Origin of the sequence: Dyella sp., assembly GCF_035277725.1 — a bacterium.
Taxonomy (GTDB): Bacteria; Pseudomonadota; Gammaproteobacteria; order Xanthomonadales; family Rhodanobacteraceae; genus Dyella_B.
This window is the reverse complement of the sequence record NZ_DATEJY010000065.1, coordinates 44,191-68,261: the sequence shown is the minus strand read 5'-3', so window position 1 is coordinate 68,261 and position 24,071 is coordinate 44,191. Positions and strand designations below refer to the sequence as shown.

General features: G+C 62.0%; 22 protein-coding genes. 11 read left to right on the top strand and 11 right to left on the bottom strand.

Going from position 1 to position 24,071, the window contains the following annotated elements:
* Positions 1-204: 204 nt before the first annotated feature.
* From VJR68_RS06300 to VJR68_RS06285, 4 genes are all read left to right on the top strand, one after another.
* Positions 205-1,890 carry a hypothetical protein gene (locus tag VJR68_RS06300; protein WP_324146817.1) on the top strand — a complete coding sequence of 562 codons (1,686 nt, stop codon included), beginning with the start codon at positions 205-207 and terminating at the stop codon, positions 1,888-1,890.
* Positions 1,891-2,244: 354 nt separating this feature from the next.
* A complete protein-coding gene (locus VJR68_RS06295; RefSeq protein ID WP_324146816.1) occupies positions 2,245-2,511 on the top strand; it encodes a hypothetical protein in 267 nt (88 codons plus the stop codon).
* 122 nt (positions 2,512-2,633) lie between these two features.
* Positions 2,634-3,311, top strand: coding sequence for a carbonic anhydrase (locus VJR68_RS06290; protein WP_324146815.1), 678 nt, complete (start codon positions 2,634-2,636; stop codon positions 3,309-3,311).
* Positions 3,312-3,321: 10 nt separating this feature from the next.
* Positions 3,322-4,833, top strand: coding sequence for a SulP family inorganic anion transporter (locus VJR68_RS06285; RefSeq protein ID WP_324146814.1), 1,512 nt, complete (start codon positions 3,322-3,324; stop codon positions 4,831-4,833).
* 126 nt (positions 4,834-4,959) lie between these two features.
* On the opposite strand, the gene VJR68_RS06280 is transcribed toward VJR68_RS06285, so the two are convergent.
* From VJR68_RS06280 to metG, 7 genes are all read right to left on the bottom strand, one after another.
* Positions 4,960-6,294: an MFS transporter gene (locus VJR68_RS06280; RefSeq protein WP_414647745.1), complete on the bottom strand. Its 1,335-nt coding sequence runs from the start codon at positions 6,292-6,294 to the stop codon at positions 4,960-4,962.
* Between the two features lie 5 nt (positions 6,295-6,299).
* Complete coding sequence (locus VJR68_RS06275; RefSeq protein WP_324146811.1) at positions 6,300-8,213, bottom strand: alpha-amylase family glycosyl hydrolase; 1,914 nt, start codon at positions 8,211-8,213, stop codon at positions 6,300-6,302.
* Complete coding sequence (locus VJR68_RS06270) at positions 8,210-10,762, bottom strand: TonB-dependent siderophore receptor (protein WP_324146809.1); 2,553 nt, start codon at positions 10,760-10,762, stop codon at positions 8,210-8,212. The genes VJR68_RS06275 and VJR68_RS06270 overlap by 4 nt, the downstream gene beginning before the upstream one ends.
* A gap of 299 nt (positions 10,763-11,061) precedes the next feature.
* Positions 11,062-12,114: a LacI family DNA-binding transcriptional regulator gene (locus tag VJR68_RS06265; protein WP_324146807.1), complete on the bottom strand. Its 1,053-nt coding sequence runs from the start codon at positions 12,112-12,114 to the stop codon at positions 11,062-11,064.
* A 130-nt stretch (positions 12,115-12,244) separates the two neighbouring features.
* Entirely contained in the window at positions 12,245-12,880 is a 636-nt protein-coding gene (gene nth, locus VJR68_RS06260) for an endonuclease III (protein ID WP_324146805.1), read from the bottom strand.
* 10 nt (positions 12,881-12,890) lie between these two features.
* A complete protein-coding gene (locus VJR68_RS06255; RefSeq protein WP_324146803.1) occupies positions 12,891-13,493 on the bottom strand; it encodes an RnfABCDGE type electron transport complex subunit B in 603 nt (200 codons plus the stop codon).
* 63 nt (positions 13,494-13,556) lie between these two features.
* Positions 13,557-15,650 carry a methionine--tRNA ligase gene (metG, locus tag VJR68_RS06250; protein WP_324146801.1) on the bottom strand — a complete coding sequence of 698 codons (2,094 nt, stop codon included), beginning with the start codon at positions 15,648-15,650 and terminating at the stop codon, positions 13,557-13,559.
* A gap of 152 nt (positions 15,651-15,802) precedes the next feature.
* On the opposite strand from metG, the gene VJR68_RS06245 reads away from it, so the two are divergent.
* The 3 genes from VJR68_RS06245 to VJR68_RS06235 are packed head-to-tail and all read left to right on the top strand — an operon-like array spanning position 15,803 to position 18,415.
* On the top strand, positions 15,803-16,978 hold the full coding sequence (locus VJR68_RS06245) for an MFS transporter (protein WP_324146799.1): 1,176 nt from the start codon (positions 15,803-15,805) through the stop codon (positions 16,976-16,978).
* Positions 16,978-17,619, top strand: coding sequence for an HAD family phosphatase (locus VJR68_RS06240; protein WP_324146798.1), 642 nt, complete (start codon positions 16,978-16,980; stop codon positions 17,617-17,619). Before VJR68_RS06245 ends, VJR68_RS06240 begins: the two co-directional genes overlap by 1 nt.
* Positions 17,612-18,415, top strand: a complete 804-nt coding sequence (locus VJR68_RS06235; RefSeq protein ID WP_324146796.1) for a DeoR/GlpR family DNA-binding transcription regulator — start codon at positions 17,612-17,614, stop codon at positions 18,413-18,415. Before VJR68_RS06240 ends, VJR68_RS06235 begins: the two co-directional genes overlap by 8 nt.
* 61 nt (positions 18,416-18,476) lie before the next feature.
* Here VJR68_RS06235 and VJR68_RS06230 read toward each other — a convergent pair whose 3' ends face one another.
* Both VJR68_RS06230 and VJR68_RS06225 read right to left on the bottom strand, forming a co-directional pair.
* Positions 18,477-18,998: a metal-dependent hydrolase gene (locus tag VJR68_RS06230; protein ID WP_324146795.1), complete on the bottom strand. Its 522-nt coding sequence runs from the start codon at positions 18,996-18,998 to the stop codon at positions 18,477-18,479.
* A gap of 115 nt (positions 18,999-19,113) precedes the next feature.
* The gene (locus VJR68_RS06225; RefSeq protein WP_324146793.1) at positions 19,114-19,560 is read right to left on the bottom strand and encodes a DUF2147 domain-containing protein; all 447 of its coding nucleotides are present in this window, start codon (positions 19,558-19,560) and stop codon (positions 19,114-19,116) included.
* 146 nt (positions 19,561-19,706) lie between these two features.
* On the opposite strand from VJR68_RS06225, the gene apbC reads away from it, so the two are divergent.
* The 4 genes from apbC (at position 19,707) to VJR68_RS06205 (ending at position 22,687) form a co-directional block, all read left to right on the top strand.
* Entirely contained in the window at positions 19,707-20,801 is a 1,095-nt protein-coding gene (gene apbC / locus VJR68_RS06220) for an iron-sulfur cluster carrier protein ApbC (RefSeq protein WP_324146791.1), read from the top strand.
* Entirely contained in the window at positions 20,798-21,337 is a 540-nt protein-coding gene (locus VJR68_RS06215) for an NADPH-dependent FMN reductase (protein ID WP_324146789.1), read from the top strand. Before apbC ends, VJR68_RS06215 begins: the two co-directional genes overlap by 4 nt.
* Positions 21,338-21,524: 187 nt before the next feature.
* Complete coding sequence (gene dcd, locus VJR68_RS06210; protein WP_324146787.1) at positions 21,525-22,091, top strand: dCTP deaminase; 567 nt, start codon at positions 21,525-21,527, stop codon at positions 22,089-22,091.
* A gap of 83 nt (positions 22,092-22,174) precedes the next feature.
* Positions 22,175-22,687, top strand: coding sequence for a hypothetical protein (locus VJR68_RS06205; protein WP_324146785.1), 513 nt, complete (start codon positions 22,175-22,177; stop codon positions 22,685-22,687).
* Between the two features lie 121 nt (positions 22,688-22,808).
* Here the strand turns inward: VJR68_RS06205 and VJR68_RS06200 are convergent, their stop codons facing one another.
* Positions 22,809-23,228 carry an HIT family protein gene (locus VJR68_RS06200; protein ID WP_324146784.1) on the bottom strand — a complete coding sequence of 140 codons (420 nt, stop codon included), beginning with the start codon at positions 23,226-23,228 and terminating at the stop codon, positions 22,809-22,811.
* Positions 23,225-23,899 (bottom strand): dienelactone hydrolase family protein, encoded by a 675-nt coding sequence (locus VJR68_RS06195; protein WP_324146782.1) that lies wholly within the window; start codon positions 23,897-23,899, stop codon positions 23,225-23,227. The genes VJR68_RS06200 and VJR68_RS06195 overlap by 4 nt, the downstream gene beginning before the upstream one ends.
* Between the last annotated feature and the right edge of the window lie 172 nt (positions 23,900-24,071).

Here is a 24,071-nt window from a genome sequence, read left to right as displayed (position 1 = left end):
GGGTAGAGCACCTACGACGGTAAGGTTCGCAGTCAAAAATCCGTATGCCCCTGGACGGCAAACCGTACGGTTCGTCATCGTTCTGTCACATAACATCCATCTAACGGTAAAGCTGCCGCTCGATCATGCCGCCAGCCCGCAGGCCGCTCCAGGGGAAGGACTGTGATGCCGCGCGGTTTCATTTGATCTAGCGGAGATAACAACATGCGTTCCAAGATGCTCACGGTAGCCATCGCTGCCGGTTTGGGCCTGACCAGCGTGACAGCGCCGGTGTCAGCTCAGACGTCGAACAAGAAGGTGACCGTCAGCGCTTCTGAACTGGCGCAGATGAAGGCAGAGATCCAAGCACTGGAGCAGAAGGTTCAAGACCTGGAGTCGCAGCAGCAGGCGGCGCAGCAGGCACAGGTTGAAACGGCGCAGTCCGTGCAGGCGACGCAGGCGCAGGTGCAGGCTACGCAGAAGCAGGTTGCCGTGGCCGCGACCGAGCACAAGGGCGACATCCTCGGTGGCACCGGTGGCGTGAAGTGGACCTTCGGCGGCTTCCTCGCGGCTGAAACGGCGTATCGTTCGCGCGACACCGCCGATGACATCGCCACCAAGTTCACCGCCATTCCGTTCATGGGTGGCACCAGCACCGCGCCGATCAACACGAGCAGCGGCGCCACCACCACCTATCCGGTCACCAACGCCCGCAACAACCAGTTCGTCTACAGCGCGCGCCAGAGCCGCCTGTCGATCAAGGCCGAAGGCGACATCAACGACACGACGCACGTGACGGGCTACTACGAGACGGACTTCCTCGGTGGCGCCCAGACGGCCAACATGAACGAGAGCAACTCGTTCAACATGCGCATTCGCCAGTTGTGGACCAGCGTGGATTGGACCGACTACGGCCTGCACGCATTGGCGGGCCAGGCATGGTCGCTGATGACGCTCGACAGCGTGGGCATCACCCCCGGCAAGGAAGTGTTGCCGCCGACCATCGACGCGCAGTACGGCGCAGGTTTCAACTGGGCGCGCCAAACGCAGCTGCGCCTGGTCAAGGATTGGGACAAGAAGTGGTGGCTGGGTATCTCGGTTGAAAATCCGCAGACCGCTGGCGTCGGCGCCACGGCCGGTACGGGCACCAAGGGCTATGCGACCACGACCGCCACGGTCGGCGCCGGCTCGCTGTATGACACGCTGAACTCGGTGTCGCTCAACCAGATTCCGGACATCCTCGTGAAGTTTGCGGCCGATCCGGGTTGGGGCCACTACGAACTGTTCGGCATCTCGCGCGAGTTCACCACCCGCGTGACGCCGACCACGGCCAACGGCGGGCCGGCCGGCACCACCAACCAGACCGCGCACGGCGGCGGCTTCGGCTTCGGCATGGTGTTGCCGCTGGTTCCGAAGGTGCTGGACCTGCAGGTGTCGGGCATGAGCGGCAAGGGCATTGGCCGTTACGGCACCTCTGGCCTCAACGACATCACCTACACCACCAGCGGCGCGCCGCATCCGCTGAAGGAAAACATGGCGCTCGGCACGCTGACCTGGCATGCCTCCGAAAATTTCGATCTGTACGTCGAAGGCGGCCGCGAGCAGCAGGACAGCTACCAAACCGTCGGCGTGAACGGCTTGCCGCTCGGTTACGGTGCCGCAGCCCTCGGCTACAACAATGCCAACTGCGGCATCTACGGTGCAGCTACCGGTTGTACGGGCCAGAACCGCGCGGTTTCCGAACAGTCGTTCGGCTTCCTGTGGAAGTTCTACCAGGGCAAGTTCGGCCGCGTGCAGTTCGGTACGCAGTTCTCGCATCTCTCGCGCCAGCTGTACACCGACGCCAAGGGCAATGCGCCGACCGCTTCGGACAACATGTTCTTCACCAGCATCCGCTACTACCCGTTCTGATCGGTGGGAAACGGATAACGGATACACGGTTATCAGAAGGGAGTTCGACCCAAGGATGGAAAAACGGCGGGCCTTGCCCGCCGTTTTGCTTTTTGGCGTTGCCGTAGGTTGGGGTGCGAACCCTAACATCGTGATACCCGCAGGCATGGTGATGTTGGGGTTCGCACCCCAACCTACGGGGATGTATCGACATGAACACAAGTTTGTCGCAAAGCTTGCATTGCAGCATGCCAATCCGATAGCTTTGCCGCCATGCGATCGACCGACCGCTCTTGTCTTCTCCTGCTGATGTGCTGCGCCTTGCTGTCATGGATGAGCGCTGCATGGGGCGCGAGTGCACGCCAGGCACCCGTGATGAAGGCAGCGTCAATCCCGGCAGTTTTCATTGTCGATGGCACCCGCGTTGCCGATCACAATGGCGCATGGCACGCGGCCAACGATTCATCGCCTGTCACGCTCTTGCTCGCCGCCGACAACGACGACATGGACGACGAGCTGGCCTTGCCGGCGCCGATGCGGGTGTGGCTCGATCCTCTCCGCGTCGCCATGCCGACCGGCGCCATGCTTCCCTTGCCGGCAGCACCTGGGCTGCGCCTGCCGCGTCCACCCGATCTCGCCTGATGCTTCGGCGGCTTGCGCCGTCATCCCCTTGGTTATTGCACCCCAGCCATCGCGCTGCACGCCTGTGCGTGCGTCACGGCTGCGCGCATCCATCCCCATTCGCATCGAGAGAGAGATTTCCCATGAAGCGCCTGATCGAAGGTTTCAGCCATTTCCATCACCACGTTTTTCCGAGTCAGCGCGAGCTGTTCAAGAAACTCGCCGCCGGTCAAAGTCCCAGCACCATGTTTATCACCTGCGCCGATTCACGCGTGATGCCTGAAATGATGTTCAACACGCAACCGGGCGAGCTGTTTGTCTATCGCAACATCGGCAACATCGTGCCGCCGTATGCGCAGCACGTGAGCGGCGTGGTGGCGGCGATCGAATATGCCGTGCGTGTGCTCAAGGTGAAGCACATCGTGATCTGCGGCCATTCCGACTGCGGCGCGATGAAGGCGCTGCAGAAGCCGGAGCTGGTGAAAGAGATGCCATCTGTTTCGGCGTGGATGAAACACGGTGACGTCGCCAAGTACGTCGTGGCGCAAAACAACCAGGGTTTGAGCGAGCATGAAACGCTGGCCTGTCTGACGCGCGAGAACGTCGTCGGCCAGCTGGAGCATCTGCGCACGTTGCCGGTGGTGGCGGCGGGCATGGCGCGCGGCGATCTCAGCATCCATGGCTGGGTCTACGACATCGAGCATGCGGAGATAGAAGCCTTCGATGCCGAGCGCGGCTGCTTCGTGAAACTCGACCCGAACGCCAGCAAAGTGCCCGATGCCACGCCGCACATGCGCTTTGCCGCCACGGCAGCAGCCTGAGGAACGAATCATGCGATCTTATTTTTCCCAAGGGCTGTTCGGCCGGGATCTGCTCGGCTCCATTGTCGTGTTTCTGGTGGCGCTGCCGTTGTGCATGGGCATCGCCATCGCATCGGGCATGCCGCCGGCGGCGGGCCTGATGACCGGCATCATCGGCGGCATCGTGGTCGGCGCCATCGCGGGTTCGCCGTTGCAGGTCAGTGGTCCGGCGGCAGGCCTCGCGGTGCTGGTGTTCGAGCTGGTGCGCGAGTACGGCGTGGCGGCACTGGGGCCAGTCGTGCTGCTTGCTGGCTTGATCCAGGTCATCGCGGGCATCGGCAAGGTGGGCGTGTGGTTCCGCATGATCTCGCCGGCTGTGGTGGCGGGGATGCTGTCGGGCATCGGCATTCTGATCGTGGCTTCGCAGTTGCACGTGCTGATCGATGCATTGCCGAAGGCGCGCGGCCTGGAAAATTTCGCTGCGTTGCCGGGCGCATTGGCCAGCGCCTTTAAAGGTGAAACGGGTAGTGTGGCGGCGCTGATGGTTGGCTTGTCCACCATCGCCATCATGCTTGGCTGGGAGAAGCTGCGCCCGCAAGCTTTGCGTTTCGTGCCTGGTGCGTTATTGGCGGTGGTGATCGTCACGGTGACGGTCAGCGTGCTGGGTACGCCAGTGAACAAGGTGGATATTCCCGCCAACCTGTTCGCGGCAGTGGAACTGCCGACGTTCAGTGGCATGACCGCCTTGGCGCAGCCCTCGCTGCTCGTCGCCGCACTCACTTTCGCGCTGATCGCCAGTGCGGAAACGCTGTTGTCGGCCGCTGCCGTGGATCGCATGCACAACGGCGTACGCACCCATTACAACCGCGAGCTCACCGCGCAAGGCGTCGGCAACATGCTGTGCGGGCTGCTGGGCGCGCTGCCGATGACAGGCGTCATTGTACGCAGCGCCGCCAATGTGCAGGCGGGCTCCGCCACGCGCATGGCGACGATCATGCATGGTGGTTGGCTGCTGGTGTTCGCCATGCTGCTGCCGTGGCTGATCCGCATGACGCCGGTGGCATGCCTGGCCGGCATTCTGGTGTTTACCGGCATCAAGATGATCAACATCAAGCAGATGAAGCTGCTGGCCGAATATGGACGCGGCAACTTTGTGGTGTATGCAGGTACCACGCTCGCCATCGTCGTGACCGATCTCTTGACCGGTGTGCTGGTGGGCTTTGCTTTATCGGTATTGAAGCTTGCGCTGCAATCGTCGCGTCTGCAGGTAGAACTTGCCGATCACGAAGAGCCGGGCATGCTGAAGCTGGAACTCGACGGCTCGGCCACCTTCTTCAAGGTGCCGGCGTTGACGCGCATGCTGGAGCAGGTGCCGCCGAATACACGCGTGCTGCTGGAGCTGGATCGCCTGCATCACGTCGATCAGGCGTGCTTGGAAGTGCTGACCGAGTGGGGGCGCAATGCCAAGGCGCGTGGTTGCGAGCTGGTGGTGGATTGGAAGTTGCTGCACAGCCGGGTGGAAGGATTGCGTCAGGCGGCGTGATCAAGGTTATGCCGAAAACTGCTCCCTCCCCTGCAGGCAGGGGAGGGAGCTCTGCGACGAGGTTCGCAGGCTGGGATGAAATCCCAGCACCGCCATGCATGATGGTGCTGGGATTGTCATCCCAGCCTACGCGGGCGTTCGCACTTTCACTCTCAGTGTAAGCACCGCTGCCATCAACAACATGCCACCCGCCAGCCGTATTACATTCTCCGGATTGCTTGCCAGAACGCTCTCATACATCAACGGCACAGTAAGAATCTGCAACAGCATCGGCAGCACGATGAACACATTGAACAAACCCATATACACACCCGCACGTTCCGGCGGAATGCTGCTCGCGAGCATCGCGTAAGGGTTGCCCATCATGCTCGCCCAGGCGAGGCCGATGCCGATCATGGGCGCGAACAACATCGCACGCGCATGGATGCCCGGCAGCAGGAGCATGCCGGCACCGCCGCACAGCAAGCACACGGCGTGAATAGGCTTGGCGCCCATGCGCCGCGCCAGCGGCATCATTGCAAAGGCGGCCAGCATGGCGATGAAGTTGTAGAAGCCGCCCATCTTTCCGCTGATCAACAACGCTTGCGCGAAGGCAGGCGTGGTGGAATCGGTGGTGCCGTAGAGCGAGCGGGCCATGGAGAGCGTGATGTATTCCCAGTAGCAGAACATCGCATACCACTGGAACAGCATCATCACCGCAAGCTGCCGCATGGTCGCCGGCATGTTGCGAACGGCATCGACGACTTCACCTAGCGTGGCGCCCAGGCTGTGGGGCGCGTGGCGCATGCGTTCTTTTTCCTGCTCCGACAGCGGTAGTTCCGGCGTGGTCCACGCTGACCAGGCCACGCTGGTGATCGAGCACGCCGCGCCGATGATGAAGGCGATCAGCACCACATTCGGAATGCCATGACGGTTGACCGCACCGGCCTGCATCCCCAGGCCCACCAGGATGGAGGGCGTGAGATAGGCCAGTGTCTGCGACAAACCGGTAAAAGCGCTTTGCGCGAGATAACCGACGGCGTGTTGCGAGGTATCCAGACGATCGCCGACGAACGCGCGATACGGTTCCATCGTGATGTTGTTGGCCGCGTCCAGCATCCACAGCAATCCTGCTGCAATCCACAGAGCCGGGCTCAACGGCATGGCAAACAAACACACGCTGCAGATCAGCGCGCCGATCAAAAAGTACGGTGTGCGACGGCCGAGGCGGCTCACCGTGCGATCGCTCATCGCGCCGATCAGCGGTTGCACGATCAAGCCGGTGATCGGTCCGGCCAGCCACAAATACGGCAGGCTGGCGTCATGCGCACCCAGGTATTTGTAGATGGGGCTCATGTTGCTTTGCTGCAGGCCAAAGCTGAACTGGATGCCGAAGAAACCGACGTTCATGTTGAGGATCTGCCAGAACGTCAGCCGTGGCTTGCGCGTGGCGGGTGCTTCACCCTGGATCGCAGCATGCATGCCTGTCATGGTTTCTTGCGCCATACCATTGCCCATGCCGGCAAGATGCCTGCGTCGATAGCGGCATCGTCGGCGGTTTGCAGCAGGGTTGTCCAGCCGTCGCCGGCGTGCAGCCCAGTCCAGTCGACCGGTTGCGGTTTGTCGCTGAAGTTGAATACCACCGTGAAGCGTTCGCCGCGCCGAATGGCCAGCAGCGCTTCGTTATGGCAGTCCAGCGTTTCAACGGTTGCGCATGGATCAAACGATGCATCGTTGCGGGCCGCAATCAACGCCTTGATGGCCGCATAAGCTTTGCCGGCGATCGTGTTTCCATCGAACCGTTGCTGCAGGCGCGCCAGATCCAGCCGAGGGCGCTGCGCCCAGCGGCCGTCGAGCGCCATCAAGCCAGCATCGTCATGCGCGTCATTGCTCGGTTGCGCCAGTTCATCACCCATGTACAGCAATGGCACCGTGCCCACGGCGAAAGCCAGTCCGTACATCAAGGCAAAGCGCCGCAACGCATCCGCGTTATCGGCCGAATCCAGGCCGACGAGCGTGGCGGCCATGCCGTTGGTGCCGTGTACCGCGTTGCCATCGGTGGATTGAAAGGCAACGCCATGACCGAAACTGCCGGGCCGGCGTCCTTCCAGAAACGCTGCAGCGTTGCCGATGCGTTGCGTGAAATCATCGCCGGCGGCTTCAACGTCGGAACGCAGCACGCCCCACACGATGTCGTCGTGGCAACGCACGTACGTCATCCAGCCTGTGTGCGCGGGCAGGGTAGGCGTGCTGTCCAGCAGTTGCCGCAGCAGTGTCGTGCGTCCTTCGCCTAATGCGGTCCAGCTCGCCGCCATCAGGCCGCTGTGATAAGCCAGATGGCATTCGCTGCCGAGCGTTTCGCCCACGCCCAGGTAGGGCAGCAGGTCCGTCGATGCCACGATGGCTTCCGCCTTCAGCAACACGCCCGGCGCAACCATGCCGACGATGGCGCGCAGCGCCGATAGGATGTGATGCACTTCAGGCAGGTTCGTGCACGGCGTGCCCAGGCGTTTCCACAGAAACGGTGCCGAATCGAGGCGGAAGATTTCCACGCCGCGGTTGGCCAGCTTCAACAAGGCGAAGGCAATCGAGGCGAAGACCGGTGGATACGCGTAATTGAGATCCCACTGATAGGGATAGAACGTGGTCCATACCCAGCTACGCAGTGCATCGTTATAGGTGAAATTGCCAGGCGCGGTCTGCGGGAAAATTTGCGCGACGGTCTGTTCGTAGCGATTGGGTACACGCCGATCGGAAAACAGATGGAAATACGAGCGATAGTGTTGATCCCCTTGCATGGCGGCCACGGCCCATGGGTGCTCATCGGCCACGTGGTTGAGCACCAGATCGGCGCACAGGCTGATGCGCGCTTTGCGCAGGCGCGTTGCCAGTTGTTCCAGATCGCTCATGTTGCCGAGCGCGGGCTCTATGGCTTCAAAGCTGGCTACGGCAAATCCGCCGTCGCTGTCCCCCGTGCGCGCTTGCAGAAATGGCAACAAGTGCAGATAGCCGACACCCAGGTTTTCCAGATAGTCCACACGTTCGGCCACGCCGTTGAGATCGCCGCCGAAGCGATCCACGTAGGCGCAATAACCCACGCGCTTTTCATGGATGAACCAGTCGGGATCGCGTTCGCGTTCACGATCAAGTTCGCACAGCACCGGCGGCCGGGCACGCGCAAGCGTGCCCAGCGTGGTGCATAGCGATAGCAGCCATCGTTCGAACATCGGCTGTCTGCCGTATAGCTTGCTCAGCCAATGCAATAGCCGGGGCGCATGGCGATCAAAGCGCGTTGCAAGCTCGGCTTGCGCTTCCGTACCGACTTCGGCAAGAAAGCTTTGGCGCGCACGTGCCAGCAAAGCGGGGTCCATCGAAAGGGCGGCTACGTCCGGTTTGCTCACAGGTGATACTGCCAGTTGAGATAGATGGTGCGGCCGAGAATGGAACGCGCGGTGTTGATGCCATTGCTCGTTACAGTCTCGGGGCTGGAATCAACCTCCGTGAGGCCAATGGCGTTGAACAGATTGTTGACGCTGAGCGAGGCCGTCATCCGATCGTTGATGTCGTAGCTCACATACGTGTTTACCTGCGTATAACCCGGCATCACCAGGCCATTCGGATCGGAAGCGTAGGACTTGGTGGTGCCAATCAGCGTGGCGCCGAAGTTGAAAGCGCGCCAGCTATAGCTCGGGCTGAACTGATACACCCAGTTCGCCTGGCGTTGCGGCACGTTGCCGACGTCGGCGGGCGTGATGGCATCGGAGACGATGCGCGAATGCGTATAGGTCATGCCACCGGCCAGCGAGAAGTGACCGTAGTTGACCGAGCCTTCGAATTCGACGCCGCGTGCGTGGTAGTGGCGGCTGATGAACGGTTCGATCGTGGAGGTCACATCCTCGTTCTGTTCCTGCGTGTTGGCCATGAAGCCGGTGACGAACAGGCTGGTGTGCGCCGTGTTCCACTTGACGCCTCCTTCGTATTGCTTGACCACGTTGACGCCGATGCCTTGCGGCACGCTGCCGTCGGCGAGAATGCCGCCGCCGAACAGCAGGCGATCGGAATTGAAGCGCGCACCGCTACTGGCGCGCAGGAACAGGGCGAGGTTCGAATCGATGGTGTAGTTGGCGCCGAACGAGTACTCCAGGTGCGATTTGCTGTAGTTGATCGGTGAAGTGGCGCCGCCGTAAACCGGTACGCTTTGCTCGGGTACGGAAAGGACGCCGTCGCGATTCACGTCCACCGCCGCGGTCTGCGTGGCGCCCACGTAGTAACCGCTGCCGTTGATGCGATCGAAGCGCACGCCGCCGTCGAAGCGCCAGGGACCGGTTTCCCAGGTCATGGAAACGAACGGCGCATCCATCATGTACTTGGCGTCGTAATAGCGGTTGCAGGAGCCGCAAAAACCCGGCGTGCCGTAGGCCACCAAGCCGTTCTCGGTCATCAGCTTGCCGCTGGCGCTATACACGTTCAGCAGCGCCGAATCCTGGCTTTGCACGGTCTGCAGGTACATGTTCCAGTGCCAGTCCTGCACCACGTTCTGCTGCGAGTGGTAATAGCCGAACTGCAGTGTGCCCTTGCCGACATCCGTATCGAAGGTGCGCGACAGGCTGATGTTGTTGGTGAAGTTGTCCATGTTCGGCAGCGACACGTTGAACAGTGCCGTTTCTGATGCGAGCCCGTTGCCGCCCAACGTCGCGGGACTGGTGACGCGTTTGCCCGCGTTCGGGCCGGTAGCATAGGTAAGGTAGGAGCCGGCGCCGCCGATGCTGTCGGCAAGCGTTTGCGCGCTTTCTACATTGGTCGGATACGGACCAGTGAAGGCGCCATAGTTCTCGGCCAGGCGAAATTGCTCGTGCAGCGTCCAGTCATCGCCCAGTGAAAACTTGCCTTCGCCTCCGATCGCATTCACGCGCGTGTGGTAGCCATCGCGAATATTGGTGTGAATCGTCTGCCCCTGCGCATTGAGCGCGGTATCGTTGGTGAAGTAGGGCGATTGCAGCACGCCGCTCTGCACGTTGAAGCCAGGGATGGAGCTGACGTGAGGGTCGCTGTTGTTGCCGGTGATCATCACCGGTACAGGCAGGTAGACCGGATCGTAGGTATCCGTGAATTGCAGATTCAGGCGCAGAAAGCCGCCATCGATATCGTGGGTGATGTTGCCCATCAGCTGGCCGCCGGACGACGACGTGTAATCCGTATTTTTCTGGCCGTTGCCATGCTGGACGAAACCGCCGAAGTGATAGCGGGTGGAGGTCGAAAGCGGGCCGCCGTAGTCGAAATCGAGGCGTTGATCGTCATACTTGCCCAATCCGACGGTAAGGCCGATATCGCCTCCCTGCGTGCTGCCGTCCTTGGTGATGAAGTTGATGATGGCGCCCGGCGCATTGCTGGCGAAGATCGACGACGAGCCGCCGCGCACGGCTTCGACGTGATCGATGTTGTAGTCGGTGCGCAGGAACGTATCGGGCGTGGCGAAAGCGGTATCGCCAAATTCCAGCACCGGCATGCCGTCGACCTGGAACTGCACGAATTTGCTGCCGCCGGAAGCCACCGGCAGGCCGCGCACGGAGATGTTCGCATTGCCGGCGCCGCCGGATGACTCGGAGCGGATGCCAGGAATCGTGCGCAGCAGATCGGCCGCATTCTGCACGCCGCTGCTCTGGATCTGCCCGCCATCGACCGTGCTTACCGAAATGCTGGAGTTCATTTCCGTGGACGGCAGCGGCGAGCCGGTGACGACGACCTGCTGCAGGTTCACCGAGTTCTGCTTTTTGTCTTTGGCTTGGCTGGACGCGTCGCTGCTGCCGGTTTGCGCGTTCGATGGCGTGGAGGAGGTGGCTTGCGGTGCGCTTGTATCGGTGGTGCCGGCCGTGGCCTGGAACGACGCCGTGCACATCAGTGCGATGGCGACCGTCAGCGTGTTCCTGCGAAAGGTGGACAACGGATGCATGGTTTTCTCCCCAAAATTTTTGCGCAGGGCGGCTCGCGCGGCCTTGGAGTGAATGCTTGGCCACGTTCGGCATCCCCGACCGATTGGCACGGAACGCTCCCGCACCGTGCTGCCGATGGAGGCAGTGGGGCCATTTTTAGGTTTTTGCAATCGATTGCAATTTGCGGTGCAGCATAATTCAAAGGCGAATTGTGCCAAAGCCACATGGCGATGGCATCGATTGCAATACATGGCTGCGAGGCAATTCCGGCATCAGGCGGCATGAAGAAGCTGGGATTTCATCCCAGCCTGCGAACGCATCAGGCGCGCTGGCTGCTCTCGCGAACGATCAATTGCGTTGGCAGTTCGTGCTCAGAAGTTCTTGAGCTGTGCCCGAGCAAATCGAGCAAGGCATCCACCATGGCTTCAGCGCCCAACTGGAACGGCTGGCGCACGGTGGTGAGCGAAGGGTGGAAATGCGCGGCGAAATCAACATCGTCGTAGCCAACGACCAGCACGTCCTTCGGAACATCGAGCCCGCGTTCACGCAAGGCGCCGACGGCTGCCATCGCAAGCAGATCGCTGGCCGCGAACAGGGCATCAAACGCGATGCCGTTGTCGACCCACTCCAGCGTGGCATGCCGTGCATCGGGTGCGAGAAACGGAACATCCTTGCGCAAGACAGGATCGTGCTTGATGCCTTGCTTGCGTAGCGCCGCCGTGAAACCGCGATAACGCTGCGCGACTTCCGGCAGATCGCGGTCACCAAGAAAGGCGATGCTGCGGCAACCCTGCGCCAGCAGATGCTCGCCAACCAGGCGGCCACCGACCGCGTTTTGGCCACCCACGCAGCTGTAGCGCTGATCCGGCAATTGCGCGCCCCACACCACGAGCGGCAGCTTGCGGTCCGCCATGGCGTTGAGCTGCTCGTGGTGATGCCATTGGCCAACCAGGATGATGCCGGCGGTACGCCCGCCATCGACCAGGGTGCCGAGGGTGGGGAGCTGTTCGGCATCCATGCGTACCAGCAGCATCTCGTAATCGCGTTCGGTCAGCACATCCGCGAGTGCGCCGATCATGCCGTGCAGGAACGGATCGGAGAAATTCTGGCGGCGGTTTTTCTCGTACGGCACCACCACCGCCACAGTGCGATTGGTGCCGGAGCGCAGATTCATCGCCAGCTGGTTGACGGTGTAGTTGAACTGGCTGGCGATCTGCGCGATGCGTTCGCGCGTTTCCTCGTTCACCAGCGTGCTGCCTTTGAGGGCACGCGACACGGTGGAGGTGGACACGCCAGCGAGACGGGCGATGTCGGCCATTTGCAGGCGGCCGGGGTGTTCGTTAGCTGGCTTGCGGGAGGGTTTTGCGGCCAAGACGGCACCTTCTGTCGCGCTGTTCGTATGACCCGTAGGTTGGGGTGCGAACCCCAACATGAGACTACAACGTTGCCATGGATGTGTGTGCGCAAAGAGGGTTGCATGATGTTGGGGCTTGCACCCCAACCTACGCGGGCGTCTTGTCCTTGTATTGGCACAGATCGCGGATCACGCACTGCGGGCAATCCGGCTTGCGCGCTTTGCACACGTAGCGGCCGTGCAGAATGAGCCAATGATGCGCATCCTGCTTGAATTCCTTCGGCACTACTTTTTCCAGCTTGTCTTCCACCACGCGCACGTCCTTGCCCGGCGCCAGGCCAGTGCGGTTGGAGACGCGGAAGATGTGCGTGTCGACGGCAATGGTGTGATGGCCGAATGCGGTATTGAGCACCACGTTGGCCGTCTTGCGTCCCACGCCCGGCAGTGCTTCGAGCGCTTCGCGGTTGTCCGGCACTTCGCCACCGTATTGCTCCACCAGAATGCCGCAGAGCGCGATGACGTTCTTGGCCTTGGCGTTATACAGACCGATGGTATTGATGTAGCGCTTGAGCTTTTCCTCGCCCAGATCGAGGATGGCCTGCGGCGTGTTGGCAACCGGGTAGAGCTTGCGCGTGGCCTTGTTGACGCCCACGTCGGTGGCTTGCGCGGATAGCACCACCGCCACCAGCAATTCGAACGGCGTGGTGTAGGCCAGTTCGGTGGTGGGATGCGGATTGAGTTCGCGCAGGCGTGAGAACAGTTCGATCACATCCGCTTTTTTCACGGCTTGTCCTTCACGGCTTGGGTTCCTGTTTCCTGGCTTTGGCGCGGGCAAGGGCATCGAGCACGCTTTGGCTGGCGGTGTGTACTTGCGCTTTGCGTGTGGCCAATTCTGCTTCGCGCTGCGCGCGTTGTGCCTCCAAGCGTGTTTCGCGGCGTTGGAAATGCAGGCGTGCCGCATCAGCGTGAGCGGGATCTTCTGCCTGCACCAGCGGCATCGGTTCAAGCACAATGCAGTCGACCGGACAGGCGGGAACGCAGCGTTCGCAGCCGGTGCAGTCGTCGGCGATCACCGTATGCATGAGTTTGTTTGCGCCGACGATGGCATCTACCGGGCAGACCTGGATGCACTTGGTGCAGCCGATGCAATCGGCCTCGATGATGCGTGCCAGGCTGCGTGGTTTTTCGATACCGTTTTCCGGATTCAACGGTAATGGTGCGCGGCCGAGCAGGGCGGCGAGCTTGGCAATGCCATCGCTGCCACCGGGTGGGCATTGGTTGATGTCTGCTTCGCCGTTGGCGATCGCATCCGCGTAGGGGCGGCAGCCGTGGTAGCCGCATTGTTCGCATTGCGTTTGCGGCAGCAGGGCGTCGATGCGGTCGGCGAGGGTGGCCATGGTTATGACAAGTCCGGTCTAGCCTCACCGTCATTCCGGCTCGCCGGCATGACGGTGGAAGCATTACCGCACGGTGGCGCCGGGCGCCGCACCCTGATCCGCATCCAGCAGAAACAGATCGCCGCCACCTTCACCCGCCGAAAGAATCATCCCTTCCGACAAACCAAAGCGCATCTTGCGCGGCGCCAGGTTGGCGATAAACACCACATTGCGTCCCACCAACTTTTCCGGTTCGCCATACGCTGCACGAATGCCTGAGAAGATCTGGCGCTTGCCTAGCGGGCCGGCATCCAGTTCAAAACGCAGCAGCTTGTCCGAGCCGTCCACGAACTCGCATACCAGCACCTTGCCGACACGCAGGTCGAGCTTGGCGAAATCGTCGATGCCGATGAGGTTGGATTCGGTTGCGGCGGCAGGGGCGGTAGCTTCGGTCATGGGCTTGCTTTCTTTCTTGGCGGGCTTTTTGGTTTCAGGTTCCGGCGTGGAACCCAGCGATTCTTTTGACGCCTCGACCATCGCTTCGATCAGCTTGGGATCGATGCGCGACAGCAGCGGTTCGAAGGCGTGGATGGTGTGGTTGTGCAAGGTGGCGCAGGCCGAATCGAAATCGGCGATGGGGGCGGCGAGGAATGTCTCCGCGGCTTCCACCGTCACCGGCAGCACGGGCTTGAGCAAACCGCCGAGCAGGCGGAACGCGGCGAGCGCGAACGAGCACACCTGATGCAGTTCATCGCGTTGCGTTTCGTCCTTCGCCATCACCCACGGTGCCTTGGCGGCGATGTGGCCGTTGACCAGGTCGGCGATCAAGACAATGCGACGCATGGCTTCGGCGAATTCGCCGCTTTCGTACAAGGCCGGCACGCCTTCATAGTGCGAGATCAGCACGCTCCACAGTTCGTTCTGTTCCGGCGAGAAAGCCGCGGCCAGGCGTCCATTGAAGAACTTGTGCACGAAGCCTGCGGTGCGGCTGGCGATGTTCACCCACTTGCCGATCAGGTGCGAGTTGACGCGCTCCTCGAAAGCCTTGAGATCCAGGTCCACGTCCACCGGCGCATCGTTGAGCATGGTGGCGAAGTAGTAGCGCAGGAACTCCGGATTCAAGCCGGACTTCAGATACGTGCGCGCCTGGATGAAGGTGCCGCGCGACTTGGACATCTTGGCGCCGTTCACAGTGAGATAGCCGTTCACGTGCAGCGCGGTTGGCGTGCGCAACTGCGCGCCATGCAGCATCGCCGGCCAGAACAGGCCGTGGAAATTGATGATGTCCTTGCCGATGAAGTGGTGCATTTCCGCACCGCTGTTCGGCGCCAGAAATTCGTCGAAGCTCAGTCCGGCGCGTTCGCACAGGTTCTTGAAGCTCGCCAGGTAGCCAACCGGCGCATCCAGCCACACATAGAAGAACTTGCCCGGCGCATCGGGAATGGGGAAGCCGAAGTAGGGCGCATCGCGCGAGATGTCCCAATCCTTCAGGCCACCGTCCAGCCATTCCTTCAGCTTGGCCACTACCCCCGGATTGGCCACCGGCTTGCCATCGGTGAGCTTACCGCCGAACCAGTCGCGCAGCAGATCTTCGAACTTGCTCAGCTCGAAGAAGTAATGCTCCGAATCGCGCAACACCGGTGTAGCGCCGGATACCACCGAATACGGATGGATCAGGTCGGTGGGTGCGTAGGTGGCGCCGCAGTTCTCGCAGTTATCGCCGTACTGGTCCGGCGTGCCGCACTTGGGGCAGGTGCCCTTGATGTAGCGGTCCGGCAGGAACATCTGTTTGTCCGGATCGTACAGCTGCTGGATGCTGCGCCTGGCGATGTAGCCGCTGTCGCGCAGGCGCGTGTAGATCAGCGAGGCCAGCTCGCGGTTCTCATCCGAATGGGTGGTGTAGTAGTTGTCGTAGCTGAAGTGGAAATCGGTGAAGTCCGCTTCGTGGCTGGCGCGCATGTCGGCGATGAAGGCTTCCGGCGAGACGCCCGCCTTTTCCGCCGCCAGCATGATCGGCGTGCCGTGCGCATCGTCCGCCGCTACGAAGTACACCTCGTTGCCCATCATTCGCTGCGCGCGGACCCAGATATCGGTCTGGATGTAGCCCAGCATGTGGCCCAGGTGCAGCGGGCCGTTGGCGTAGGGCAGGGCGTGGGTGACGAGCAGGCGTCGGGTCATGGGCGGCAGTGGTTCGCGATGGGTTTTGCATTATGGCATGCAGTGTCAAGGGAGCTTCCCCCGCTGCGGCATGGCGCATGGATGTCTGCACGTTTGCACGATGTTGCACGTTTGTGTACATTTATTCGTATTGAAGGCAAGACGGGCAAGCTGTGAAAACGACTTCTGAAACCGCCGCTGCAGGCAGTAATGCGGCATCGCTCTCCAGCGCGCGGCGGGCGACGCGACTGATCTTTCTGGTTTCCGGCATGGCCATGTCAGCGTGGGCGCCGATGGTGCCGTACGTGAAACTCCGCCTCGGGCTGGACGATGCGCAACTGGGCACGGCGCTGCTGGCGTTCGGTGGCGGTTCGATGCTGTCGATGCCGTTCGTTGGCTGGCTTGCGCATCGGTTGGGCAATCGCACCATGATCCTGAGCGCCGGCTTGCTGATGTGTCTTGCGCTACCCGTGCTTGCGCAAGTGTCGAGCGTGGCGATGCTGGTAGGCACCTTGCTCTATTTCGGCGTGATGCTGGGCGCGGTGGACGTCGCCATGAATGCTTATGCGGTCGAGGTGGAGCATCGTAGCGGCGACCGCCTGATGTCCGGATTCCATGGTCTTTTCAGCGTCGGCGGCTTGACGGGCGCCACGTTGTTGAGCGGCCTGCTGGCACTTGGACTTCCCTTGCCGGGGGCCGCCGTGACCATCGCCGTGGTGCTGGCGTTGACCGTGCTGTGGTTGCGTGATGGTTTGCACGGCGATGCGTCTGCAGTCACGAAAGATGCCGAAGAGAAGAGCCGGCTCGGCATGCCGCATGCGCTCGCCTGGCTGTTGGGGCTGTTGTGCTTCGTCAGCTTCATGGCGGAGGGTGCGATGCTGGATTGGAGCGCGGTGTTTCTGCGTGACGTGCGCGGTGTGGCGCCAGCATCGGCCGGTTTCGGCTATGCGTGTTTTTCGGTGGCGATGGCAGTGGGGCGTTTTTGCGGTGATCGGCTGATTGCACGGCATAGTCCGGCGTGGGCCGTGCGCGTGGGTGCGGGTCTTGCTGTTGCAGGATTTTTGCTGGTCGCGTGCGTGCCGCTGACGGTAGCCGCCTTGATCGGCTTTGTGCTGATTGGCTTAGGTGCTTCCAACATCGTGCCCGTGATGTTCAGTGCGGCCGGACGTTTGTCCGGCACGCCACCGGCGATCGCGATCGCGACTGTGACCACGTTGGGTTACGTAGGCTTGCTGAGCGGTCCGGCCTTGATCGGTTTCGTAGCGCATGCCAGCAGCTTGTCGACCGCGTTCGTCGCGGTGGCTGGCTTGCTGGTGCTGGTGGGTTTGTCGGCGAGGATAGTGCGGTGATGAGTGGGCGTATCGATACGGTGATCTTCGATCTTGGCAACGTGCTGATCGGCTGGGACCCGCGGCGGTTGTATCGCCAGTTGATCGAAGACGAAACGCAGATGGAGTGGTTCCTGCGCGAGGTGTGCAACGGCGAATGGAACGAGCAACAAGATGCGGGCCGTCCGTGGGTCGAGGCAACAGCGCTGTTGCGCGCGAAGTTTCCCGAGCATGCCGAACTGATCGATGCCTATCACCTGCGCTGGAAAGAAACGCTGGTGGGACCGATCGAAGGTAGCGTTGCGCTGTTGTCGGAACTGAAAGCGCGTGGTGTGCGCCTGCTCGCGCTCACCAACTGGTCGCAAGAGACCTTCCCGGTTGCGCGGCAGCTTTATCCGTTCCTGCAGTGGTTCGAGGGCATTGTGGTGTCGGGCGAGGAACGCCTGGTGAAGCCCGATCCGCGCATCTACCAACGCCTGTTGGAACGCTACGCGGTCGATCCCGCCACGGCGTTGTACATCGACGATTCGCAACGCAATGTGGCCGCAGCCGAAGTGCTGGGCATGCACGGCTGGTGGTTCCACGATCCGGCCGGTTTGCGCGAACACCTGGTGGAACTCGGTTTGCTCGAGCGCGAAATGCGGGCGATCAACCATGGCTAAGCTTGCACCCACCGTCGATCGCAACGCACTGCCCGAGGAGCGCCAGCAGCGCATTCTTGCGCGGCTGCGTAGCGAGGGGCGCGTGGTGGCGGCCGAGTTGGCGGAGGCGTTCGAGGTCTCGGAGGATTCAATCCGCCGCGACCTGCGCGAACTCGCCGCGCAAGGCTTGTGCAAGCGGGTGTACGGCGGCGCGCTATTGCCCGCAGTCACCGTGACGCCACTCAAGCAACGCCGCACCGAGCATCCGCTGCGCAAGCAGGCGCTGGCACGCAAGGCCGTGAGCCTGGTGAAACCGGGGCAGACCTTGCTGATCGACGCCGGTACGACCAACGCCGCCATCGCGGCCGTGCTGCCGATCGGCGCCGGGCTCACGGTGATTACCAATGCGCCGCATATCGCGCAGTTGCTGTTGGATCGCGAAGGTTTTGAGGTGTTGTTGATCGGCGGCCGCGTTGTTGCTTCGATCGGCGGCGCGATTGGTGCACAAGCGGTCGAGCAGGTGAAGCGCATGCGCGCGGATCTGTGTTTTCCCGGTGCCTGCGCGATCGATGCCGCGCATGGCCTATGGGGTTTCGACAGCGAGGAAACGCTGTTCAAGCGCGCGATGATCGATGCCAGCGACGAAACCGTGGTGGTTGCTACCGACGACAAGCTCGGTGCGGTGGCAGCGCATCAGGTCGCCGAACTCGCGCGCGTGCAGCATCTGGTTGTCGAGCATTCGGCGGATCGTGCCACGCGTGCGGCTTTCGCCGCGCATGGTGTGATGGTCCATCGTGCTGAAGCCGTATCTGGCTGACACGATCCATCGTAGGCTGCGATGAAACCCCAGCATCGGGAAGCACAAGCATGCTGGGATTTCATCCCAGCCTACGAGTCATCCCGATGACCAGCGCTATGGCGCTTGCCGGCAGCCATACCCATAGCAGCTCCGAGGTAATCACCGGCCACGCCTGTGCACTGAAAAAATGCACGCCAATCGGTGAAACACGGATGGGATGCCAGGGAAAGAAATGACGCTGCGCGCTAAACGGCCATGCGATGGCGACGCCGAGGCCACCATCAGTGCACATATCCAGCAATGGATGGGAAGCCGCCGATAAACCGACGAATGCGAACGCGCGCGTTACCGTACTGTGCAACGGACGGTGCAACAGTGCGGCAAGTATGGCGATGCATAAGGCAAACATCAGCGAATGCGCGGCGCCGCGGTGGCCGAAGGCATCCGCGTAAGGAATGCCGAGCTTGAAGCTGAGCGTGTCCGCATCCGGCAACATGGCGGCGATGATGCCAGCGCCTAGCAATCGACGGCTTATGCGTTGCTCGCCGGCAGCCGCGCCAAGCAGGGCAGGGACGGCGGCATGGGTGAAGATGGTGGGCATGATGGTGTGGTGTGGTGTGGCGCGCGGTGAAGCCGGGGATTTTTAGGCTGGGATGAAATCCCAGCTTTCTATGCACCCTGATGCCGGAATGCCATCTCAGCGTGCGGCGGCAGCCTTACTGCATGCGCTCCCACACCTGGCTGCGCCCAAGCAGCGAAAAGCCGATGTAGCCGTGCACATCCAGCTTCTGCCCGCCATCGGTCAGGCTCAGCTTGACGCTGTACACCTTGCCGTTCTTCGGATCGAGGATTTTGCCGCCGTCCCACACGTCGCCGTCCTTGCTGACGTTCCACATGATCACCATGCCTTCGATCGGTTGATCCTTGCGCTCGCCATCGCATTTCTTGCAGATCGGATGCGGGCCATCATCGGAAAGCAGTACCTGCAGCACCTTGCCTTGCAGTTTGCCGTTGTCGTCGGTGATCTGGATGACGGACTTCGGCTTGCCGGTAACGTCGTCGACCTGCCGCCACGTGCCCACCGGGGTGTCGTTGGCGGCCCAGGCGAGGGCCGGGCCTAGCAGCAGACAGGCGGCGATGGCGAATGGCGACAGACGTTTCATGATGGTGGGTCCCTACGTTGGCGTATGGTGCAGCCTGCCGAGCGGCGGCCGAACCGGTCAAGCTGCATTGCGCAAACCGTCGATCACGGCGAGTCGCCAGCCCCTGCTGGCATAATTGCAGGTCCTGACCTACAGCCCCTTTCTCCATGACGCAGGCGAACGAAGCCCTGGTACGCCGGATTCTCGGCGACCTTATCGATCCTCACACCGGCGCTCCCTTGGCCGAATCCATTCGCGCCGTCGGCGTGGATGGCGCCAAGGTTTCGGTGGACGTCCAGCTGGGTTATCCGGCCGCCGGTGCCGGCGAGGTGCTGGCGGCGCAAGCCAGACAGGCGCTGGAGGCAGATACGGCGATCGAGGCGGCGGTCATTTCGCTGTCCAGCCGCATCCATGCGCACAAGGTGCAAGGCACGCTGGCGCCGCTGGCAAACGTGAAGAACATCATTGCGGTGGCGTCCGGCAAGGGTGGCGTGGGCAAGTCGACGGTGGCGGTAAACCTCGCCCTGGCGCTCGCTGCCGAAGGTGCCAAAGTTGGCATTCTGGATGCCGATATCTATGGCCCCAGCCAGCCGCGCATGCTCGGCATCCATGGCCGTCCGGAATCGCCGGATGGCAAGACCATCACGCCGATGACCGCGCACGGCCTGCAGGCGATGTCGATCGGTTTCCTGGTCGATGAGGAAACGCCGATGATCTGGCGCGGCCCGATGGTCACGCAGGCGATGATGCAGCTGCTCGGCGACACGCGCTGGGACATGCTCGACTACCTCGTCATCGATCTGCCGCCGGGCACGGGCGACATCCAGCTCACGCTGTCGCAGAAGGTGCCGGTGGCCGGCGCGGTGATCGTGACCACGCCACAGGACATTGCGCTGCTCGATGCGCGTAAGGCGCTGAAGATGTTCGAGAAGGTGGAAGTGCCGGTGCTCGGCATCGTCGAGAACATGGCGACGCACGTGTGCACGAATTGCGGCCATGAGGAACATATCTTCGGTGCAGGCGGCGGCGAGCGCATGGCGGAGCAATACCAGGTGCCATACCTCGGTTCGCTGCCGCTGGACATCCGCATCCGTGAGCAGGCTGACGGCGGCAATCCCACCGTGGCAGCGATGCCCGATTCGGACTTGGCGGCGCGCTATCGCGAGATTGCACGCAACACCGCCGGCAGGCTCGCACGCCAGCCGCGCAACAAATCGCTGGGGCTCGGCAAGATCGTCGTGCAGGGCCAGCCGGCGGCATGAGCGCCGCGCGGCGGGTGCTTTGTCTTTCTGGCAGTCTGCGGCGCGTGTCATCCAATACGGCAGCGCTGCTTGCGGCGCGCGAGCTGGCGCCGCCGGGGCTCGCGCTGACGTTATATGCGGGTCTCGGCGCGCTGCCGTTGTTCAATGCGGATGTCGAGAGTGAGCAGGTGCCGGACGTTGTCCAGCAGCTGCGCACGGCGGTCGGTCAAAGCGATGCGCTGCTGATCGCTTGTCCGGAGTACGCGCATGGGGTGCCTGGTGCATTCAAGAATCTGCTCGACTGGCTGGTCGGCAGCCTGGAGTTTCCCGACAAGCCGGTGCTGCTGATCAACGCTTCGGCGCGCGGCTCGCATCATGCACAGGACGCGTTGTGCGAAATCTTGCGAACGATGTCGGCGCGCCTGCTCTCGCCGGAGCCGCTGATGGTGGCCTTGCCCGGTAGCGGCTGTACGCCGGCGCAAGTACTGACGAGTCCGGAGCGTTGCCTGGAACTGCGCACGGTGCTGGCCTGCCTTTCCGCCGCGCTGGTTGCGTAGGTGGGTGTGGGCATCGTAGAACCCCAACCTCTGCGGCGGGCATGGCAATGGTGGGGGTTCGGCGGCGCCCCACCCCAGCCTGCAGGCGGGCGCCAAACATCGCTGGCGCAACGCCCCACTCACCATGTATTTTTGCCGCTTTGCGCCTGGGGCCTGCCCGGGCGCGGCAGGCAGCACCGGAGTCCGCGTGAGCATCAAATCCGATAAATGGATCCGCCGCATGGCGGAGCAGCATGGCATGATCGAGCCGTACGAACCGGGGCAGATCAAGCTGCGCGGTGGCGACAAACTGGTGTCGTACGGCACCTCCAGCTACGGCTACGACGTGCGTTGCGCGCGCGAGTTCAAGATCTTCACCAACATCAACTCCACCATCGTCGATCCGAAAGCCTTCGACCCGACCAGCTTCGTCGACGTGGAAGCGGACGTGTGCATCATTCCCCCCAATTCCTTTGCATTGGCGCGCACGGTCGAGTTCTTCCGCATCCCCCGCCAGGTGCTTACGGTATGCCTGGGCAAGAGCACTTATGCGCGCTGCGGCATCATCGTCAACGTGACGCCGCTGGAGCCGGAATGGGAAGGCCACGTGACGCTGGAGTTCTCCAACACCACGCCGCTGCCGGCCAAGATCTATGCCAATGAAGGCGTCGCGCAGATGCTGTTTTTTGAGTCCGATGAGGAATGCGAAACCAGCTACAAGGACCGTGGCGGCAAGTACCAGGGCCAGCAGGGCGTGACCTTGCCGCGCACCTGAACGCGCTCCGCAACCCATCCATCCACCTTCTTCCGGCGGCGCTACACTTGCCTGGCTTCGCTGATATTTGCAGGAGATTCCGCATGATCCGTCTTTCCACGCTGTCAACCCGCGGCGCCGCCGTGCTTATGCTCGGTAGCTTGCTGGTGCTTGGCGGCTGCCATCGCGGCGCGTCCAAGGACACGGTGGGAACCACGCAGACCCAAAGCCAGTTCGACATGACCATGAAGGCTTTCAAGAATGGTCAGTTCCTGATTGATGGTGCCGTGGTTTCCGCGCTCGACGCCGGCAGCCATTTCGCTTTCCTGAAAGAAACGGGCAAGTTGCCCAAGACCGTGCTGCTGTTGCCGAGTGACGATTCGAAGATTCGCAAGCAGCACCTGCAGTACATGGCTCGGCTGCAGCTTGATTATGGTTTCGTTGCTTACTACGACGACGGCGGCAAGCTGGCGCGCATCAACCCGGTGGAGACCAAGGCGCGCGCGCTGGAGGATTACCACGCGCCGGCCAGTGCGCCGAGCGGTGACACCTCCAAGGATGCCAGCGGCAAGTCTTATGGCGACCAGGGCGGCAGCGACGCCTCCGGCGGTCACTGATACCGGACCTGGCCATGTGTTGAAACGAAAGCGCCCGTCATCGACGGGCGCTTTTATTTTTGTAGGCTGGGAAGCAATCCCAGCACTGCCATCCATGCCCAAGCTGGGATTTCATCCCAGCCTACTTGGTGCGAAACATGGATTGCAGTTTTTGCATCAGGACAGACAGCGCATCATCTTGATAGGGCTCGGCACGTCCCTGTCCCCACACCGGACCGGGCCACGCCGCGTCGCCTGTTTTCCTCGCGACGATATGCACGTGCAACTGCCGCACGATATTGCCCAACGCGCCGATGTTGAGCTTGTCGCACGGCGCCACCTCACGCAGCGCCGCGGCGGCCTGATTGATTTCCTGCCATAACAGCGCGCGTGCACCGTCGGCCAGATCGAGTATTTCCGCGCACCCTGCTACCCGTGGTACCAGGATCAGCCACGGAAAGCGGGCATCCTTCATCAGCAGCACCTCGCACAAGGGCAGGGCGGCGACGTGCTGTGTATCGTCCCGCAAGCGCGGGTCGAGTTCGAAATCGGCATCGCTCATGCGTTGGCCAGGTATGTGTCGAAGAAGGCCATCGTACGCTGCAGGGCCAGGTCGGCGCTTTGCGCATGATAATGGCTGGGGTCGACATCGCGATTGAACGCATGGCCGGCGCCGGGATAACTATGGATGTCCATCTGCGGCAGCATCTGGCGATGCTTGGCGACCATCTCCGGTGGAATGGACTTGTCGTCTTCGCCGAAGTGAAACATCACCGGTGCCTTGGGTTGCTCGCCGAGAAACGGCACATTGCGTGCGCCGTAATAACTCACGGAAGGGAGCCCCAGGCGGATGGCCGAAAGAAACGCCACCGTGCCGCCCCAGCAATAACCGACCGTGCCGATCTTGCCGGCGGATTGGATCGCCTCGGCGGCGCTGGCGACATCTTCCACCGCGCGATCCAGCCCAAGTTCCATTACCAGTTGTCGTCCCTTGGCCATGCTCTCATCGGTGTATGCCAATTCGACGCCGGTTTCCAGGTGATCGAAAAACGCGGGCGCCACCGCGGTGTAGCCCATCGCGGCAAAGCGATCCGCCACGCTGCGAATGTGAGCATTTACGCCGAAGATTTCCTGGATCACCACCAACCCGCCCTTGGGCTTTCCCTGCGCTTCGGCCAGATACGCGCCAATACACTGCGTGCCACTGGTGGGTAGGTTGATGTGCTTGCCCATGACGAAATCCTCGCGCTGGAAAAGGGAGTCGTAATGCGAAACGCATAGTATGAAGCTTGCGCGCGGCCGGTGCGGATTCGGCGTGCAATTCACATGAAGCCGGCATGTTGGTTTGTGCTGGCACACGTCGTGTCGTCATGAGTAAGATCGGCACCGTTATGCAGTGATCTGC